This window comes from Corallococcus exercitus, from assembly GCF_042231735.1.
GTDB lineage: Bacteria > Myxococcota > Myxococcia > Myxococcales > Myxococcaceae > Corallococcus > Corallococcus exercitus_B.
On the sequence record NZ_CP102577.1, the window covers coordinates 4,068,675 to 4,086,312 of the forward strand.

A 17,638-nucleotide genomic window follows, 5' to 3' on the forward strand; every position below is an offset into this window, starting at 1 on the left:
CCCACTGTGTGTTCCCCCCTAGTCGAACTTCGCGCGGGCGAAGACGTCCCAGAGCGTGCCCATGAACATGCCGCCAAAGCGCCGCATCGCGTCCGCCTGCTTCAGCGGCGACGACGTGCCCAGCACGGAGAACGTGGTGAGCTGCTGGAGGAAGTCCGGCAGGTGCAGGCGGATGATGCCGCTGGCCACGACGGGGCCGGAGCGCTCGTGGCCCTTGCGCAGCACGGTGTAGAGCGTGGACGTGTCGCTCCACACGTCGAAGCCCGCGTCGTCGTTGACCTCCTTGTAGCCATCCAGGAGGTACGGCTGGCCGTCCACGCCGGTGAAGGGCATGAGGTACAGCATGCGCCGCTCGTAGTAGCGCTCCGTGCCCACGAAGAGGTTGAAGACGCCGTTCTCCACCGGCGCGCCCCCAGGCGGCGTGAAGCCGCGCACGTGGAGCGTGCCCTGCACGATGCCGCCGTGCGCCTCCTGCGCGAGGAAGCGGTCCAGGTTGGGCAGCGTGATGGTGACGACGAACTCCGCCGCCTGCCCCGCGCGCTGGCCCGCCCGCGCCGCTCCGTCGAAGTCGTCCGGGGCCGGGTGCCCCGGCTGGAGGAAGCCCTTCATCCGCTCCGTGAAGCGCAGCCCCACCACCGGCGTGGGAGACGCCACCGTGCCGCCGGGCGGAATTACCACGTCGCCCAGCGGATCCGTCCCCGGCACCACCGGCGAGGCCACCGTCTCCACCTCCGGCATCATCCGCATGCTGGCGCGAGGCGGGTACGCGGGCGCGGCCTTCACCGGCGCGCGCTCCGGCGCCACCCAGCCCGGCGCGTCCTTCACCTGGCGGATGACCTGCTCCACGTTGCGCTCGGCCACCGCGGCGATGCTGGAGGACGGGTTGACGCCGATGCCCACCGGCAGCGCCGCGCCGTCCATCACATACAGGCCGGGATAGCCGTGCACCTCGCCGTCAGGCTTGAGGACGCCGTACGCGGGCTCCTCCGCCATCGCGCAGCCGCCCAGGTTGTGCACGGACACCGGCAGGTGCAGCCGCTCCCAGAGGGGGTTGTACGCGGCGCGCGTGCCCAGCGCGCGGGCCACGTCCTCGCAGAGCTGTTCCTGCGTGCGGTACAGCGGCAGGTTCGCGGGCACGTCCCACTGCACCTGGAGCTCGCGCGTGATGGGCGACAGCGACAGCCGGCCGTTGGACTTGTCCCGGCCCATGGCCAGGAACACCGCCTGGAAGCGGCTCCGCTCGTTCTCGATGGAGGCCATCTCCTTCGAGCGCGTGCGCAGCACCTTCACCAGCTCGCGCTGGAGCAGGTCCGCCGGGAGCGTCATCGCGCGGTCCGGGTCCATGGCGAGCATCAGCCCCGCCGCCTGCACCGGGTGCCCGCCCTCCTGGAAGAGGAACCAGGTCTTGTCCTTGCCCTGGCCCTCCTCCACCACCATGCCGGTGGTGATGGTGGGACCCACCGAGGGGTCCCACGGCTCCTTCGTGTCGAAGGCGAAGGCGAGGAAGTCCCCGTTGGCCGAGTAGCGCGCCCCCAGCCGTGCGCTCACCTCCGGCAGCGTGCCGAGCACGTCGCGGTTGCGCAGCAGCAGCTCCGTGGTGTTCACCGCGCCCGCGCACAGGAAGACGCGGCGCGCGTCCACGGTGCGCTGCATGCCGGCGCTCGCGTGGTCGGTGAAGGTGACGCGGTAGCCCGGAGACAGGGGCTCGATGCGGGTGACCTCCGCCTGCGTCGTCACCTCCGCGCCCCGCTGTTCGGCGACGGCCAGGTAGTTCAGGTCCAGGGTGTTCTTCGCGCGGCGGTTGCAGCCGATGTCGCACTCGCCGCAGTAGTTGCAGCCCTCCTGGAGCACGCCGAACTTGTTGGGCATCGGCTCGCCCGCGGGGGCGAAGCGCACGGCGAGGTTCGGGTGGAAGAACTGCGCCTCGCGGCCCAGCTTCTTCGCCACCTCCTGCATCCGCTTCGTCTTGGGCGGCAGGCCGCGCGCGGAGGCCGTAATCGGCTGCACGTCCAGCATGTGCGCGACCAGGTCGTAGTACGGATCCAACGCCTCCCGGCTGTAGCCCTCCGGCCACCCGGACGCGAACACCTCCGGCGGCGGGCGCAGGTGCACGTTGGCGTAGATGAGCGAGCCGCCGCCGTACCCCGCGGCCTGCACGATGCTCATGCCCTTGAGGAGCTTGATGTCGAAGAGGCCCTGCCGGTGCTGATACAGCCAGCCGTTGCGGGGGTCCTCGAAGTCGCGAGGGAAGCTGCCCTTCGGGTAGCGCAGTCCGCGTTCGAGCACGCGCACGGTCAGGCCCGCCTGCGCGAGCCGACAGGCCGCCACCGCGCCGCCAAACCCGGTGCCGATGACCAGGGCGTCGTATGCCGGTGCCATGTTCCCCCTCGGGTGCGGTCCCTGGGGAGCAGGGATCCGGAAGCGCGACCCGGGAACGTCCAGGAAAGGACGGACCTGACTCTACAACGGGTCCACCCCGTTTCCTTGAGGCCCTCCCCCCTCCGTGGATCATCCTTTTTCGCTCTGGAGACGGGCATTCCAGGAACAGTTTGGATCCACGGGCGCTCGGGCCCCTCAAGATCAGCCAGCCCTCCGGTCCGCCCGGGTTCCGGAGGCGGGAACGCGACGGGGAGGAAAAGGACCGGCTCACTGGAAGTGCGCGGAGCGCTGCGTCGCCAAGCGAACGAGCGAACAGCAGACAAGCCTCCGGGGCACGCGACGGCATCCCAACGCCCACGGTACTGTCACCGCAAATCGAGCTTTCCCATGAAGACAAGAAGAATTCCGGAGACGGGGGCACACCGGGCGCTGACGGAGCGGGAGGTGCCCCTGGCGTTGGCACCGACCGCGCCGAAGGTGGATCCGCTGCTCGGGGCGAAGCTGGGCGAGTTCGTCATCCAGGAGCGCATCGGCGCGGGCGGGATGGGGGTCGTCTACCGGGCGGAGCACCCCATCATCGGCAAACAGGCCGCCATCAAGGTGTTGCGCGCGGAGCTGATGTCGCCGGAGCAGGAGCAGCGGCTGGTGGTGGAGGCGCGGTCGGTCAACGCCATCCAGCACCCGGGCATCCTGGACATCTTCAACTTCGGGACGCTGCCGGACGGGCGGCCGTACGTGGTGATGGAGCTGCTCCAGGGCCAGTCGCTCGCGGCGTTGCTGCGCGCGCGGGGACGACTGGACGTGGGGACGACGGTCTGGATGTTGGAGCAGATCCTCTCCCCTCTGGGGGCGGCGCACCGCGCGGGCGTGGTGCACCGGGACCTGAAGCCGGCGAACGTGTTCATGGTGGAGCGGCTGGACGCGCCGCCCACGCTCAAGCTGGTCGACTTCGGCATCGCGAAGGTGTTGCAGTCGCGCGAGGGTCTGACGCTGGCGGACGGCTCCGTGCTGGGGACGCCGGACTTCATGGCACCGGAGCAGATCCGCGGCGGCACGGTGGGCCCGGCCACGGACCTGTACGCGCTGGGGGTCATGGCGTTCCAGATGCTCACCGGCGCGAGGCCGTTCCAGGGTGAGAACGTGCAGGTGATGTTCGCGCACGTCGAACAGGCGCCGCCGAGTCCCTCGTCGAAGGTGGAGGGCGTTCCGCCGGAGCTCGACGCGCTGGTGCTCCAGTTGATGGAGAAGGATCCGGCGAAGCGGCCTGCGTCCGCGGAGGTGGTGCGTCAGCGGTTGAAGGCGCTGTCGCTGGGGCGGTCTCCGGGCACGCTGGGGCTTGGCGTACCGGTGGTGATGAAGCGGGAGGAGCCCACGTCTCCCACGGCGCCCCGTCCGCCGGGGCTCGCGGACCGGCGGAAGGTGGCACCGCTCGCGGCGGCGGTGGTCGCGGGAGTCGTGATGGTGGGGACGGGGCTCTGGTGGGCGATGCGGCCCGGGGAACAGCCTGCACCCGTGGAGCAGCGTCCCCCTGTGCCCAGCGCACCCGTGGTGGTGGCACCGGCTCCGGAGGTGGTGGCTCCGACTCCGGTCGTGACGAGCCACCCCGTGCAGGAGACGCATGAGGAAGCGGACACGACTTCGGAGACGGAGGGCAAGGCCTCCGGGCTGCCTCCGCTGCCAGTGGAGACAGCATCCGAGAAGAAGCTGGCGCGGCGGCTGTTCGGATTGTTCAAGCAGCTGCGCGCGCGGGCGAAGGACGTGGACGCGGAGGGAGAGCTGCGCGGCAAGCTGCTCCACCAGTACCGCGCCGCCGTGGACGCGACGAAGGACTCCGAACGGGCGCGCATCCATCAGGCGCTCGATGGCATCGAGAAAGAGCTGACCCAGCGCATCGCGCAGCACGACGCGCCTCCGGTGGCCGTCGTCCCGGAGATGCCACGGATTCCGCCACTCGTGCTTCCCAAGCTGCCCACCCTGCCCCGGACCAATCCCTCCGAACAGCGATTGGCGCAGCGGCTGGACAAGCTGGTCGCGGAGCTGCGCAAGCGCACCCAGGGCCAGGACGTCGCGCCGGACCTCGCGCGGAAATTGGTGGCGCTCTACTCAGACGCCGCGAAGGCGGAGACCGGCACCGAGCGCATGGACGTGAACAAGGCGCTGGACACGTGGCAGGAGCAGCTGCAGGCCCGCTTCCCCCGCTGATCATTTCTCCCCCAAGAGGGAAGTCAGACGCGGCCCCAATGGGTCACCTTGTCTGGTCAACGCACGTAGGGGCCAATGCACGCGGATGTTTGAAAGCCTTGGGAGCGCATGGCTATGGTTCGCGCGCCAGTGCCATTATGAAAACCCCTTCTTCCTCTCGAAGCGACGCCGGGCCATCCGCCCGTCCGGAGTCCCGGTCCAATGCATCTCCGGATCCTCTGCTGGGCACGCAGTTGGGTGAGTACATCCTGCAGGAACGCATCGGGTCAGGAGGCATGGGGGTCGTCTACCGGGCTTCCCATCCCCTCATTGGCAAGCAGGTCGCCATCAAGGTCCTGCGAGCGGAACTCGTCTCTCCTGAGCAGGAGCAGCGGTTGCTGGTCGAGGCCCGTGCAGTCAACGCCATCCAGCACCCGGGCATCATCGACATCTTTGGCTTTGGCAGCCTGCCCGATGGACGCCCTTACGTCATCATGGAGTTGTTGAAGGGCCAGTCACTCTCGACCATCCTGCGCCAGCAAGGTCAGCTCGACATCGATCGCGTGGTGTGGGTCCTGGATCAAATGCTTGCGGCCCTGGGCGCGGCGCACAAGGCGGGCGTCGTCCACCGGGACCTGAAGCCCGCCAACGTGTTCCTGGTGGAGACACCGGACACGGCACCTTCACTCAAGCTGGTCGATTTCGGCATCGCGAAGCTTCTGGAATCGAGTGACAACCCGCTCACGGCGGATGGTTCCGTCATCGGCACGCCGGAGTACATGGCGCCCGAGCAGGTCCGGGGACAGGCCGTGGGGCCGGCGACGGACCTCTACGCCGTCGGGCTCATGGCGTTCCAGATGCTCACCGGGACGCGCGTGTTCCAAGGGGAGCAACTCCAGGTGATGTTCGCGCACGTCGAGCAACAGCCCCCGCGCCCGTCATCCAAGGCACCAGGCATCCCGCCCGAGTTCGATACGCTCGTGCTCCACTTGCTGGCGAAGGATCCCGCGATGAGGCCAACCTCCGCGGAGGCCGTGCGTCAGCAATTGCGCCGCGTTCCCCAGACACCCCAGCCCGGCCCCACGCGTGAACAGCGAAGGCCCCGCGTGCTTTCTGGGCAGGAAGAAACCCTCACCTACTCCGAGCCAGAGTCCCTCCCCACGGCCGCGACCCAGACGATACCCGCGCCTCGACGCCACACGGCCATCGTTGGCGCGGTGGTGGTCGCGACGGCTATCAGCGGGGCGGCCTGGTGGATGGCCCGGCGACAAGACTTCGCACCGCCCCCTGCGACACCCACGGAGGGAGCGCCCATCTCCGCCATCACGCGGGAGCCAGTTCCGGCGCAGGTCGGGACCATCCCTGCCGTTGCTCCAACCAGCCCCACCCTGGAGACCACTACAACTCCTCCCACCATTGCGGCGCCCACCATGCCCGCGACGCCCTCGGAAGGCATTCTTCGGGAGGAAAGAAGCAACAAACCCACATCCCGCCGGACTGGTCCGAAGTCCGGGCCAGCCGCGCCAGAGGTCTCGCAAACCGTAACGCCGGCACCGGCCCCCGCCCCCGTACCAGCCCCGGTGAAGCAGTCATTGGAGCAGAGAGTGGAGGCCATCGTTGCCCGGTACGAGAGTCCAGGCGGGGGCGTGAGATTGCCCAAGGACTTCCGCGACGAGTTGAGCGGGATCGAGCACTCCCTCCGCTTGGCCAAGACCGAACCCGAGCGGGCCTTACTCAAGGAGGTGCTGGACAGTTGGGAACGGCGACTGGCCCAGCGCATGGCGACCGTGCCTGCTCCTGGCGTGCCTGCCGCGCCGTAGCTAACCCCGGTCGTCCTCGTCCGCTTCGTCCAGCCCTTCCGGGGACTCCAAGAGCCGCCGGGCGCGCTCCATCATCTCCACGACGATCTGCCCCGCGGGCTGCACGGTGTCGATGCGCGACATGCTCGCGCCTCCCGCCGGGAGGCTCATCTCCTCCAGGTCGCCCTGCGTGTCCGGCGTCGGCAGGAAGGAGCTGAACTTCGGCATCACGTACCGCACGTCCAGCACGCCCGGGAACAGCCGCGTCGTCCCGATGGCCTCCGACTCCGTTGTCTTCGGCACGCTCGATTCGCGGCCCGCCCACTCGCGCACCACGCGGTTGCGGATCACCCGCATGCGCTTGCCCGGCCACTCCGGCCCGAACAGAGTGGTCATCGCCGTGTCGCCCGCGTCCCCGTCCACCAGCCGCTGCTTGTAGAGCGGGTGCGCGTACGCCTCCACCGACGCCACCAGCCGCGTGCCCACCCAGACGCCGTCCGCGCCGTGGTGCAGCGCTCGCGCCGCGCTGAACCCGTCCGCGATGCCTCCCGCCGCGAGCACCGGCACCGCGTCCGTCAGCTTCCGGAAGGCCCTCACCAACGTCAGCGTCGGCGTGCTGCCCAGGTTGCGCCCGCCCGCCTGTCTCCCCTGCGCGATGAGCCCTTCCACCCCGGCGTCCAGCGCCTGCCTCGCCAGGTCCTCCGTGCCCGCCTGCACCCAGACCCGCGTCCCGGCGGCCTGCAGCGCGCGGATCCACTCGCGCGGCGGCATCGTCCAGTGGAACACCACCACCGGCACCTTCGCCGCGATGCAGGTGTCCACGTGGTCGCGCGTCGTGAAGCCGTGCGGCTCCAGCTTGTCCACGATGAAGTCCACGCCATAGGGGCGCTGCGTGCCCGCCTGGATGGCCTTCAGCCGCGCCTCCAGCACGCCCGGCGGCTCCGGCGCAGTGCCCAACATTCCCAGGCCGCCCGCTTCCGACACCGCCACCACCAGCGGGGGCAGGGAGACGAACGCCATGCCCGCTCCGACGAACGGATAGTGGATGCCCACGTCGCGCGTCAGCCGCGTCTTCAGCGTGTTGCCCTCCAGGACGTAGATGGGCTTCGGCTTCGGACGGGCCTCCAGGCCCGCGGCTTCGGCCTCGCCGTCCGCCAGCGGCGCCTCGTCCTCGGGGGAACCCAAGGGCTGGCCGGGTCGTCCGTCGTTCGCGCCGTTCATCGCGTCTCCCGAATGGATGCTCACGTACCGAGCCTTCAAGATTAGCAGCGACGCCCCCCGATTCAGCCGCGGCCGGGCGGGGCCGTGCTCACTGGCCAGCAGAGCGGCCTCACTCCTCCGGGATGAGGCCGCCGGGCCCCAGCCCCGCGTCCGTCAGCACCCGCCCCCGGGCCAGCCGCCGCGTCAGGGGGCGGTAGCGCTGCGCCACCAGGGTGCTCAACCGGAACGGCAAGCCCCGCTCCCGCTCCACCCGGCGCGCCCGCTCCACCAGCGCCTCGCGCGTCAGCCGTGACGGGCCTTCCAGCCCCACCAGGATGCGGTTGGTGCTGGTGGGGACCTCGAAGAGGGACAGGCCGTGGAAGCTCACCTGGTAGGTGCGCACCATCGCGTCGAAGTGCGGGTTCGCCGCGGACTCCCAGACGTTGCCCACCACCGCGCCGCCCCGCGTCAACCGCGCGCGCACCGCGCCCAGGAACTCGCGCGTGCACAGGTGCCCGGGAATCTGGTCCGCCCCGTACGCGTCCAGGATGATGACGTCGTAGGGCGGCCCATCCGCCTCGATGAAGGCCCGCCCGTCCGCCACGTGCGTGCGCAGGAGCGCGTCCTCCTGGAAGCCGCAGGAGTCCTTCGCCGCGTCCACCACCGCCGCGTCCACCTCCACCACGTCGATGTGCGTGTCCGGCAGCACCGCGCGCAGGAACATGGGGATGGCGCCGCCGCCCAGCCCGATGGCGAGGATGTTCTCCGGGCGGGGCACGAACGCCAGCGCCACCATCGCCATGCGCGTGTACGGCAGCTCCAGCCGCAGGGGCTCGCCAGGCCACACCACGCTCTGGCGCGCACCCCCGTCGCCGAAGCGCAGCGAGCGGCGTCCCTCCGCGTCCTCGGTGACGATGACGGGCCCGGAGCCGTCATCGCGTTTGTCCTCCACGGCCAGGGCGCGGGCTCCCTACTTCGCGCCCGTCACCGGCAGGGGGCCGCTGTCCAGCACCCGCTGCGCCGTCACCGCCGGCCCGTACCGGGGCGTCTGGATGGGCGTGCCCTGGGCGTCCTTCCCCTGGGTGAGCGTCACCGCGTCCGCGTCCGGCAGGTAGCCCACGCGCAGGGACACCTCGCGCACGGCGGACAGCTCGCGCGTCTCCTCCGGGCCCGTGGGGTACGGCAGCGCGGTGCGCAGGGGCAGCGGCACCACGGCGCGGCGGTTCGCCGTGGCGCCCGGCTCCACGCGGGTGACGGCGGGCACCTCCGGGGCTTCCACCGCCAGGTCCTCCGGCACCGGCAGGAGCATGCGCGACAGCACCACCTTGCCGCCGGACAGGTCCACGTAGGCCCGCTCGGGCGCCAGCGTGAGGTGGCCGCTGAAGCCCACGTCCCACAGGCCGTCCAGGAGCAGCACGGCCTTCTGTGTCCGGTTGTGCACCGCGTAGGTGACGGCGAGCGTGTCCGCCTCGCGCGCCACCGACTCCACCTTCAGCTCCACGTCCGCCTGGGCCACGCGTTGTCCTCCTGGGTCCGCCGGGGTCGCCGGAGCCGCCACGGGCCGCTCCGGCGCCCGCGCGCACCCGATGATGAGCGCCAGCGCCATGATGGCACCAGCGCGGCGGAAGGTCCTCATCCCGCGCATCCTAGTAGTGCGGGCGGGTGGGCAGGTTCAGGTCGTCGCGCAGGACGTTCTCTCCGGGACGGCCGCCCTGCACCACGTCCGGCGTGGAGGGGTCCTGGTCCAGGTCGATGGGCAGGCCCACCGCGGAGGTCTCCAGGTTGCGCGTGCCGTCCTTGGAGCCCAGTGCCAGCGTGCCGTTGTTCATGTCCGAGGCGTGCACCAGCTCGTGGAACAGGCCGACGACAGGCGGGCGGTTCATCCACTCCTCGCCGCCCAGCGAGATGCGCGTGGTGTTGTAGTTCACCTGCGAGTCCGTGCCCTTGCCCGGCGTGCCGTCCGCGTTCATGAAGCCGTCGTTGAAGTTCGTGCCGCCCGCGCTGTTGCCGCTGGCCGTCTCGCGGATGACCGTCTTCTTGCCGCTCTTGTCCAGCGAGCCCAGCAGGTCCTGGCCCGACGGCAGCGAGCGCATCGCGTCCAGGTCCGACTGCACGCGCGCCTGGAACTCCGCGCTGCCCGTCACGGACACCGACGAGCCGCGCTGGTCCGCGTCCGTCATGTCGACGATTTCGCGCTCGGCCTTCTCCGCGTCGGCGGTGGTCTCGTTCTCCTCGACGTAGAGCTTGTCGGTGCCCGTGCCGCCCGCGACCTTGTCCTTGCCCGCGCCGCCCGCCACCGCGTCGTTGCCGCGCCCGCCGCTCAGCGTGTCGTCGCCGCGCCCGCCGATGACCTGGTCGTCGCCCGCGCCGCCGTAGGCCCGGTCGTTGCCCGCGCCACCGTCGATGTAGTCCCGGCCGTTGCCGCCGGACACGTAGTCGTTGCCGTCCAGGCCGTAGAGCACGTCGCGGCCCTCGCCGCCGAAGACGCGGTCGTCGCCCGCGCCGCCCTCGAGGTAGTCGTCGCCGTCCTGGCCCTGGAGCGCGTCCTTGCCCTCGCCACCGATGACGGTGTCGTTGCCCGCGCCGCCGACGAGCGTGTCGTTGCCCTTGCCGCCGGTGAGCTTGTCGTTGCCCTCACCGCCGTCCAGGGTGAGGTCCTGCGTGACGCTCGCGTCCACGGTGATGGAGTCGTTGCCCGCGCCGCCGTTGATGATGGCGCCCTTGGCCTGCTCCGCGGTGAGCGTCACCGTGTCAGTGCCGGACTTGATGGTCAGCCCGCCGTCCTTGTTCTGGGACACCGTCGCGGTGTTGTTGCCCACGCCCAGGTCCACCACCGTGCGGCCGTCCGCGTTCGTGCTCACCTGCGGCGCGAGCGCCTTCTGCACGCCCTTGGCGACCTTGTCGATGGCCGAACCCAGGGTCGAGGCGATGCCGCCGAAGAGGCCGCCGCCGTCCTTGTCCTTCGCCGTCTCCGGGGTGCGGGCCTCCTTCAGCACCTGCGGCCGCGCCGCCGTGCGGGGGCCCGCGTCGAAGCCGTCCGACATCCGCTGCGAGACGGCGGCCTTCACCGCGTTGGGCTTCGCGGGCGCCGCGGGCGTCTTCACCGGCTGCGAGGTCAGAGGGGACGCGGGGCGCGAGCCGGGCTTTCCAATCGTGGTCATGTCGCTTCTCCCAGGTGACGGAGACACCCGGCCAGAGGTCCCGGCGACGGGGCGCCGGGGGTCGGACGAACGCCGACATTCCAGATTGTCGTGAACGTTTGCCGCCAGTTGCGTCGCCCACCGCGGAACGACACGGCGCGGCACGGAAGCCCCCGGAATCGTTGTACTTCTCAATTCTCGAATTTCGAGATCAATGCGGGGATTTCATGTATTACAGCTTCACCGCCCACCCCCCATTCGCGGGACTACGGAGGGCGGATGACGGGAGGGAGCACCGCATGAAGCTGAAGACGTTGCTGTCCGCCGGGGTGGCGCTGGCCGCCGCGGCGTGGGCCAGTCCGGGAACGGCGGCCACGGCGAACGGCCCCATCTGCGACACGGCGGCCTACGTGAACTCGACCACCTATTACGGCTGCACGGGGAGCAGCCACACGGCGCTGGATATCGGTAACGGTACCTGCGGCGAGTGGAACCACCGCGGCATGCTGGTGGGCAACTACCGCTACTACTACTACGGCGGCTGCGCGGCGGCCTGCTACGGCTCCAACTGCAACGGTGGCGCGGGCAACTACTACGTGGTGTCCGGCGCGAACGGCTGGGACTTCCGCCAGCTGCACTTCTACGCCAACGTCAGCTCCGGCACGAAGACGTGCGACCGCTGCGCGCTGGGGCTCGTGGGCGGCACGGGCAGCGCCACCGGCCCGCACGTGCACGCGGACAACCGGCAGTACGGCACGCGCAAGTCGGCCTGGTACACCAGCGTCGGCACCACGTGCGGCACCAACGCCTACTGCAACAACCGGCTGGGCGTTCCCACGCTGTAGTCCGCGCGCGTGTGTCCGCCGGGCAGGGGCCGCACGTCCCCTGCCCGGCTTCACGTCCCCGACGTCTGGCGCGCGTGCGCCCGTCCCCTTCCCCTCAAGCGTGAGCCTCCGTTCGACATGACCTCTCGTCCCCACTTCAAGGTCGCGCTCGCCGGCCTCGTCCTCCTCGTCGCCCTGGGCGTCGTGTGGCTGCGGGGCGCGGCCGGGCCCGATGACGCCGCTTCCTCGCGGCCCGTCGCTGCGGCGCCTTCCGCGCCTGGCGCCGTCCCCCCCCCTGCCGCCGCCGCGAGTCCTCCGCCCTCCGCGCGCACCGGACCGCGCGAGGAGATTCCCATGCCCGGGTGCTGGGACGGGCTGGCCGCGCTGGACCGCTCCGCGACGCTGGAGTCGCTGCACGCCGCCGTGGCCGCCGCCATCCAGGCGCGCGACACCGCGCTGGTGGCCTATCTCCAGGAGCGCCTGACGGAGCTCGTGGGGAATGATCCGGACCGCGCGCTCCAGCTGGTGGAGTGGGCGGCGAAGGGGGCGCCGCCGGAGCCGTCCATCTACCTGGAGGCCCTCAAGGCGGCGCCCGCCGTGCGCCACCCGCGCGTCACGGAGAAGCTGCTGGCGGTGGCGGAGAACAAGTCGCTGTTCACGCAGGACCGCGCCGCCGTCCTGGACGCGCTGGAGACGCAGCACCGCTTCACGCCGGAGATGCGAGGCCGCATCAAGGCCATCGCGCTGGACGACTCGGCGGACTCCGCGGCGTGGGTGGCCACGCGCACGCTGGGCCGGGTGATGAAGGAGGACTACGAGCGCACCGGCACGTATGCGCCGTACTGGAAGGACCTGCTGGACATCGGCACCACGTCGGACGACACGGCCGTGCGGCTGCTCGCGCTGGAGATGCCGTCGTACTCCGACCCGCTGCTGGACTCGGACTCCATCGACTCGCTGGCGAAGGTGATGCGCACCGACAAGGAGCGCGACGTGCGCGAGATGGCCGCCTTCCGGCTGGCCGTCACCGAGGATCCGCAGAAGGCCCTGGCCGCCTACCGCGCCGCCTTCGACGGTGAGCACGACCTGTGCGTGAGGTGGGCCTTCCTGCGCTTCGCGGTGCGCGCGGCCGGCGCGGACGCGCTGCCCCTGGTGGAGGAGTTCGCGCGCAAGGACCCGCGCCTGCGGCAGGACTCCCTGGACTTCAAGGCGCTGTACGCCACCGGCACGACGGACTTCGCGCGCATCTGGGCGGGCAAGAAGGAACACCACAATTGCGTGGTCGAGGAAGGAGCGCCGCACTGATGGGCTCGCGAACGATGAAGGCCCGCCTGCTCTGGCTGTCGCTCCTGCCCGGCCTGGCGCTGGCGCAGGGCGCGCCCGTGGCCGCCCCCACGAAGACGGCCTGCACGGTGGAGGGCATGCTGGACGAGGTGCGCGTCGCCATGAAGACAGGGTCGCCCGCGTACCGGAAGTACGCGCGGCTGCGCCTGAAGGAGGCCGCCATCGCCCTGCCGCCGGAGGCCCTGGGCCGGGCGGTGAGCGAGGAGCGCGACCCCGCCGTGCTGGAGGCCGTGGGCGCGGCGCTGGCCACCAAGGCGAGCAACGCGCAGAAGCCGGAGCTGCTCCAGCCGCTGCTCTCCCGCGCGAGCCAGGACGTGGACCCCGGCCTGCGCGCCGCGGCGGTGCGCGCGCTCCAGGGCTCGCCGTCGGTGGAGTTCATGGCGAAGAACGGCGGCGTCGTCACCTACGAGCAGCTGGTGCGAGACAGCGCGCCTGAGGTGCGCCAGGCGGTGGTGGAGAACCTGGTGACGGAGAGCGCCGGCATCTACTTCGGCCACAACCCGGAGCTGGCGGAAGCAGCGGTGAAGGTCGCGGCGGCCTCGGACGACCCGGCGGTGGCGAAGCGCCTGCTCGGCGAGGTCTCCATGGAGGCCGCGAGCCCGGAGGCGGTGCGCAAGCTCACCCAGCAGCTGCGCTCAGAGGATGCGGGCCTGCGCGCGGCGGCGGCGAAGGCGCTGGGCGGCGTGCCCGGCTCCGAGTCCGCGGGCGCGCGCCGCTCGCTCACGTCGCTGTACAAGAGCGACAGCGACCTCGCGGTGCGCAAGTCCGCGCTGGAGGGGCTGGCGCGGCTGGGCCAGTCCGGCGCCCGGCCGCTGCTGGAGTCCCTGCGCGGCGTGGATCCGCGCCTGGATCCGGAGATCGACGCGTGGCTGTCCGCGCTGAAGCGCAACCTCCAGGAGTGGCACCTCATCCTGCGGGAGAAGCAGCGCCTGGCTCCCTGAGTGCGTGCTCGCGGACGCCTCCTGTTCCATGGCGGGCATCCCCGCGCCCGGTCCCTGCTGAAAAGGTGGCCGGGCCCTGGCGAGTGCGACAGGTTGGGAGGCCATGTCCGACAGCGGTTTCGGCTCGTCCACCCTCGCCCTGGCGCTCGTTGGCAGCGCCGTCACCGTCCTGTCCACCAGCCTGGGTGCCCTGCCCGCCCTGGCCGCGCGCAGCATCTCCCGGCGCTCCAAGGACGTGCTGATGGGCTTCAGCGCGGGCGTGATGCTCGCGGCCACGGCCTTCTCGCTCATCGTGCCCGCCATCCACCTGGTGGAGGAGCGCTCCACGTCGCGCTTCCTGCCGGCGGTGGTGGTGGGCGGCAGCATGCTGGTGGGCGGCCTCTTCCTGCACCTGTGCAACCGCTTCATCCCGCATGAGCACTTCATCAAGGGCCAGGAGGGCAACGCGGAGGCGGTGAACTTGAAGCGCATCTGGCTGTTCGTGCTGGCCATCGCGCTGCACAACTTCCCGGAGGGGCTGGCGGTGGGCACCGGCGTGGGCAGCCGCTCCATGACCATCGCGGTGCCCATCCTCGTGGGCATCGGGTTGCAGGACATCCCGGAGGGCTTCGTCGTCGCGCTGGCGCTGATGGGGGTCGCGTACAGCCGCAAGCAGGCGGTGCTGGTGGCGCTCTACACGGGGCTGGTGGAGGGGGCGGCCGCGCTGGTGGGCTTCTTCGCCACGTCGTTCGCGGCGGGCGTGCTGCCGTGGGCGCTCGCGTTCGCGGGCGGGTCCATGCTGTACGTCGTCAGCGACGAGATGATCCCCGAGAGCCACCGCCAGGAGTACGCGAAGGAGGCCACGGCCGGGCTGATGGTGGGCTTCGTGCTGATGATGTTCCTGGACGTGACGCTGAGCTGACGTGTCTGCGTGCGCGTGAACCGCGTCTGTGTCCTCCCGGACACCTGGCTGCCCCGCCCCGGGTGGCCCGGACGTGGTAGTTTCGACCGCATGTCTGTGTCGGATCGAACCCGCATCGACGGGCCCCCCGGGGAGTCGAAGGACAAGGGCGCCCGCCCGGACGAAGAGGGGGCGGAAGCCGCGCTCCATGTGACGCTGCCGTACGAGCAGGCCCGCCGTCCGGGGGACCTGCCCACGGTGCGGCGCTTCCGCCTGTCCGTGGTGGAGGGCCCGGGCGCGGGCACGGTGTGGGAGTCCACGGCGGACACCTGCTCGGTGGGCTCGCACCCGCTCAACGACTTCGCGGTGGAGGACTCCACCGTGTCGCGCTTCCACTGCGAGGTGAGAATCGGGCTCAAGGGCCCGCAGGTGAAGGACCTGGACAGCCTCAACGGCGTCATCGTGGACGGCGTGCAGGTGGTGGAGGGCATCCTGCGCAGCGGCAGCCTGCTGCGGCTGGGCCGCGTGGTGCTGAGGTTCGACTTCAGCGCGGAGAGCAACCGGCTGCCCCTGTCGGAGCTGACGCGCTTCGGCACGCTGGTGGGCACGTCCGTGGCCATGCGCGGCTGCTTCGCGATGATGGAGCGGGCCTCCGCGCGCGACGTCACGGTGCTGCTGGAGGGAGAGACGGGCACGGGCAAGAGCCAGGCGGCGCTCGCCATCCACCAGGCCAGCCGGCGCAAGGACGCGGCGTTCCTGGTGGTGGACTGCGGCGCCATCCCCCCGCACATCCTGGAGAGCGAGCTGTTCGGCCATGAGAAGGGCTCCTTCACCGGCGCGGTGAGCCGGCGCGCGGGCGTCTTCGAGGAGGCCGACGGCGGCACCGTCTTCCTGGACGAGATTGGCGAGCTGCCCCCGGAGCTGCAGCCCAAGCTGTTGCGCGTGCTGGAGAACCGGGAGATCCGCCGGGTGGGCAGCAACACGTACCAGCCGGTGGACGTGCGGCTCATCGCGGCCACGCACCGCGACCTGCGCGCGGAGGTGAACGCGGGCCGCTTCCGCTCGGACCTGTTCTTCCGGCTTGCGGTGCTGAGGATCGCGATGCCGTCCTTGCGTCAGCGCCCGGAGGACCTGCCCCTGCTGGTGTCGGGCATCCTGGAGTCGCTGGGCGCGGACCCGGAGCGCACGGGCGCGCTGCGCACGCAGGAGTTCCTGTCGCGCCTGCGGCACGCGGCGTGGCCCGGCAACGTGCGCGAGCTGCGCAACCACCTGGAGCGCTGCCTGGTGTTCGAGGACGCGCTGCCGCTGGCGGAGGAGGACTCGCGCCCGGAGGGCAGCCCGCTGGAGGTGGACCTGTCGCGGCCGTACGCGGAGCAGCGCCGGCGCGTGGTGGACGACTTCGAGCGGCGCTACCTGCGCGCGCTGCTGGAGAAGCACCAGGGCAAGGTGGCCCAGGCCGCCGTCACCGCCGGCATGGACCGCGTGCACTTCTACCGGCTCCTGCGCAGGCACGGCATCAAGCCGTGAGCGGCGTCTAGCGCCGGGCGGAGAGCCGCCAGCGCTCCGGTGCGTCCGGCAGGAGGGTGGCGGCGAAGTCCATCTCCAGGCCCCGCAGCGCCGGGCCGGTGACGATGGGCGGCCCCTCCTCCCCGTCCTCGCGCACCCAGCCTGGAAGGTGGAGCAGGCCCCCTTCCCCACCCTCCGCGTCCCACGCGGAGGCCGCGCCGTCCGCCCAGCCGTGGGGCTCATCCCGCGCCGTCAGCCGGTCCACGTGCACGGTGACGTGGAAGCGCGCGGGGGAGGCGTCCCGGCCCGTCAGCGCGAGCCCCACGTCCAGCACCCGCGCCCGCAGCTCCCGCTCGCGGCGCACGTCGTCCGGGAGGCTGGCCACGGCGAGCAGGCACGCGCCGCCCATCACCCGCACCTCCAGCCCGGCCTCGCGCGCCAGGGTGCTCGCGCGCTCCAGGCCCGCGTCCAGGTCCTCCATGGCGGCGGGATCCGGCTCGCCCGTCAGCCGGGCCTCCACGTACAGCCCCACCGCGCGCGGCACCTCCACCGGCGCCGCGCCGCCCAGCACCGCGCCCCGGAGGTCCTCCAGCAGCGCGTCCACGTCCGGGTAGCGCTCCTCGCGCGCCTTGCGCAGACACCGCAGCACGACGGCGTCCAGCGCGGCGGACACCGGCGCGTGCTCGCCCGGACGCGGCGGTGGCGCGTGCAGGTGCAGCTGCTCCACCTCGTGGCGCGTGGTGCCCTGGAAGGGCGGCATGCCCGTGAGCAGCTGGAAGAGGAGCACGCCCACGGCGTACAGGTCCGTGCGCGCGTCCGGCACCTCGCCGCGGATCTGCTCCGGCGCCATGGACAGCGGCGTGCCCAGCACCACGCCGGTGTGCGTGAGCGACGAGCTGCCCGGGGCGCCCGGCACCAGCCCCTTCGCCACGCCGAAGTCCACCAGCTTCACGGATGGGCCGCCGCGTCCGGGCGAGAGCCGCACCACGTTCTGCACCTTCAGGTCGCGGTGCACCACGCCCGCCGCGTGCGCCACCCGCAGCGCCGCGCCCACCTGCTCCATCACCGCCAGCACCTCGCGCGGGGACAGCGGCCCGCGCGCGGCCAGCTCCGCCGCCAGGTCCTGCCCCTCCAGCCACTCCATGGCGATGAAGGGCCGGCCGTCCGACAGCTCGCCGTACCCCAGCACCGTGACGATGTGCGGGTGGCTCAGCCGCTGGAGCGTGGCCGCCTCGCGCCGGAAGCGCCGCAGCGCCACCGCCGCCGCGGCCACCTGCGGGTGCAAGACCTTCAGCGCCGCGGGCACGCCGGACCGCGCGTGCCTCGCCCGGTACAGCGCGGACACGGGGCCCTGGACCTGGACGCGGTCCACGACCCACTCGCCCACGAGCGCGCCGGGCCGCAGCTCCTCACCGTAGAGCGCCTCCTCGCCGTGGCCCGCCAT

General features: G+C 71.6%; 13 protein-coding genes. 7 read left to right on the plus strand and 6 right to left on the minus strand.

Features of this window, described 5'->3' with window-relative positions; genetic code table 11:
• Positions 1–18 precede the first annotated feature (18 nt).
• Positions 19–2,379 (minus strand): GMC family oxidoreductase N-terminal domain-containing protein, encoded by a 2,361-nt coding sequence (locus NR792_RS15710; protein ID WP_375760840.1) that lies wholly within the window; start codon positions 2,377–2,379, stop codon positions 19–21.
• 387 nt (positions 2,380–2,766) lie between these two features.
• On the opposite strand from NR792_RS15710, the gene NR792_RS15715 reads away from it, so the two are divergent.
• Positions 2,767–4,581: a serine/threonine-protein kinase gene (locus NR792_RS15715; protein ID WP_375760841.1), complete on the plus strand. Its 1,815-nt coding sequence runs from the start codon at positions 2,767–2,769 to the stop codon at positions 4,579–4,581.
• Positions 4,582–4,718: 137 nt separating this feature from the next.
• Positions 4,719–6,380 (plus strand): serine/threonine-protein kinase, encoded by a 1,662-nt coding sequence (locus tag NR792_RS15720; protein ID WP_375761630.1) that lies wholly within the window; start codon positions 4,719–4,721, stop codon positions 6,378–6,380.
• On the opposite strand, the gene NR792_RS15725 is transcribed toward NR792_RS15720, so the two are convergent.
• The 4 genes from NR792_RS15725 to NR792_RS15740 all read right to left on the minus strand — a co-directional run bounded on the left by NR792_RS15725 (position 6,381) and on the right by NR792_RS15740 (position 10,720).
• Complete coding sequence (locus NR792_RS15725; RefSeq protein WP_375760842.1) at positions 6,381–7,604, minus strand: NAD(P)H-dependent flavin oxidoreductase; 1,224 nt, start codon at positions 7,602–7,604, stop codon at positions 6,381–6,383. It abuts the gene before it with no gap.
• Between the two features lie 85 nt (positions 7,605–7,689).
• On the minus strand, positions 7,690–8,511 hold the full coding sequence (locus NR792_RS15730) for a spermidine synthase (protein WP_375760843.1): 822 nt from the start codon (positions 8,509–8,511) through the stop codon (positions 7,690–7,692).
• An 18-nt stretch (positions 8,512–8,529) separates the two neighbouring features.
• Positions 8,530–9,195, minus strand: coding sequence for a hypothetical protein (locus NR792_RS15735; protein WP_375760844.1), 666 nt, complete (start codon positions 9,193–9,195; stop codon positions 8,530–8,532).
• 10 nt (positions 9,196–9,205) lie between these two features.
• The gene (locus tag NR792_RS15740; protein ID WP_375760845.1) at positions 9,206–10,720 is read right to left on the minus strand and encodes a M91 family zinc metallopeptidase; all 1,515 of its coding nucleotides are present in this window, start codon (positions 10,718–10,720) and stop codon (positions 9,206–9,208) included.
• 278 nt (positions 10,721–10,998) lie between these two features.
• Here NR792_RS15740 and NR792_RS15745 point away from each other — a divergent pair, with 278 nt between their 5' ends.
• The 5 genes from NR792_RS15745 to NR792_RS15765 all read left to right on the plus strand — a co-directional run bounded on the left by NR792_RS15745 (position 10,999) and on the right by NR792_RS15765 (position 16,215).
• A complete protein-coding gene (locus NR792_RS15745; protein WP_375760846.1) occupies positions 10,999–11,544 on the plus strand; it encodes a peptidase M23 in 546 nt (181 codons plus the stop codon).
• 117 nt (positions 11,545–11,661) lie between these two features.
• Positions 11,662–12,828, plus strand: a complete 1,167-nt coding sequence (locus NR792_RS15750) for a HEAT repeat domain-containing protein (RefSeq protein WP_375760847.1) — start codon at positions 11,662–11,664, stop codon at positions 12,826–12,828.
• Positions 12,828–13,808, plus strand: a complete 981-nt coding sequence (locus NR792_RS15755; protein ID WP_375760848.1) for a HEAT repeat domain-containing protein — start codon at positions 12,828–12,830, stop codon at positions 13,806–13,808. The genes NR792_RS15750 and NR792_RS15755 overlap by 1 nt, the downstream gene beginning before the upstream one ends.
• A 103-nt stretch (positions 13,809–13,911) precedes the next feature.
• Positions 13,912–14,709: a ZIP family metal transporter gene (locus NR792_RS15760; protein WP_375760849.1), complete on the plus strand. Its 798-nt coding sequence runs from the start codon at positions 13,912–13,914 to the stop codon at positions 14,707–14,709.
• Positions 14,710–14,799: 90 nt separating this feature from the next.
• A complete protein-coding gene (locus tag NR792_RS15765; RefSeq protein WP_375760850.1) occupies positions 14,800–16,215 on the plus strand; it encodes a sigma 54-interacting transcriptional regulator in 1,416 nt (471 codons plus the stop codon).
• 7 nt (positions 16,216–16,222) lie between these two features.
• Here NR792_RS15765 and NR792_RS15770 read toward each other — a convergent pair whose 3' ends face one another.
• Positions 16,223–17,638 (minus strand): serine/threonine-protein kinase, encoded by a 1,416-nt coding sequence (locus tag NR792_RS15770; RefSeq protein WP_375760851.1) that lies wholly within the window; start codon positions 17,636–17,638, stop codon positions 16,223–16,225.

Bases quoted from the DNA above. Each gene is read 5' to 3' on its own strand.
- NR792_RS15710 (WP_375760840.1), bottom strand. From the start codon at position 2,379: ATGGCACCGGCATACGACGCCCTGGTCATCGGCACCGGGTTTGGCGGC.
- NR792_RS15715 (WP_375760841.1), top strand. From the start codon at position 2,767: ATGAAGACAAGAAGAATTCCGGAGACGGGGGCACACCGGGCGCTGACG.
- NR792_RS15720 (WP_375761630.1), top strand. From the start codon at position 4,719: ATGAAAACCCCTTCTTCCTCTCGAAGCGACGCCGGGCCATCCGCCCGT.
- NR792_RS15735 (WP_375760844.1), bottom strand. From the start codon at position 9,195: ATGAGGACCTTCCGCCGCGCTGGTGCCATCATGGCGCTGGCGCTCATC.
- NR792_RS15740 (WP_375760845.1), bottom strand. From the start codon at position 10,720: ATGACCACGATTGGAAAGCCCGGCTCGCGCCCCGCGTCCCCTCTGACC.
- NR792_RS15745 (WP_375760846.1), top strand. From the start codon at position 10,999: ATGAAGCTGAAGACGTTGCTGTCCGCCGGGGTGGCGCTGGCCGCCGCG.
- NR792_RS15750 (WP_375760847.1), top strand. From the start codon at position 11,662: ATGACCTCTCGTCCCCACTTCAAGGTCGCGCTCGCCGGCCTCGTCCTC.
- NR792_RS15755 (WP_375760848.1), top strand. From the start codon at position 12,828: ATGGGCTCGCGAACGATGAAGGCCCGCCTGCTCTGGCTGTCGCTCCTG.
- NR792_RS15760 (WP_375760849.1), top strand. From the start codon at position 13,912: ATGTCCGACAGCGGTTTCGGCTCGTCCACCCTCGCCCTGGCGCTCGTT.
- NR792_RS15765 (WP_375760850.1), top strand. From the start codon at position 14,800: ATGTCTGTGTCGGATCGAACCCGCATCGACGGGCCCCCCGGGGAGTCG.
- NR792_RS15770 (WP_375760851.1), bottom strand. From the start codon at position 17,638: ATGGCGGGCCACGGCGAGGAGGCGCTCTACGGTGAGGAGCTGCGGCCC.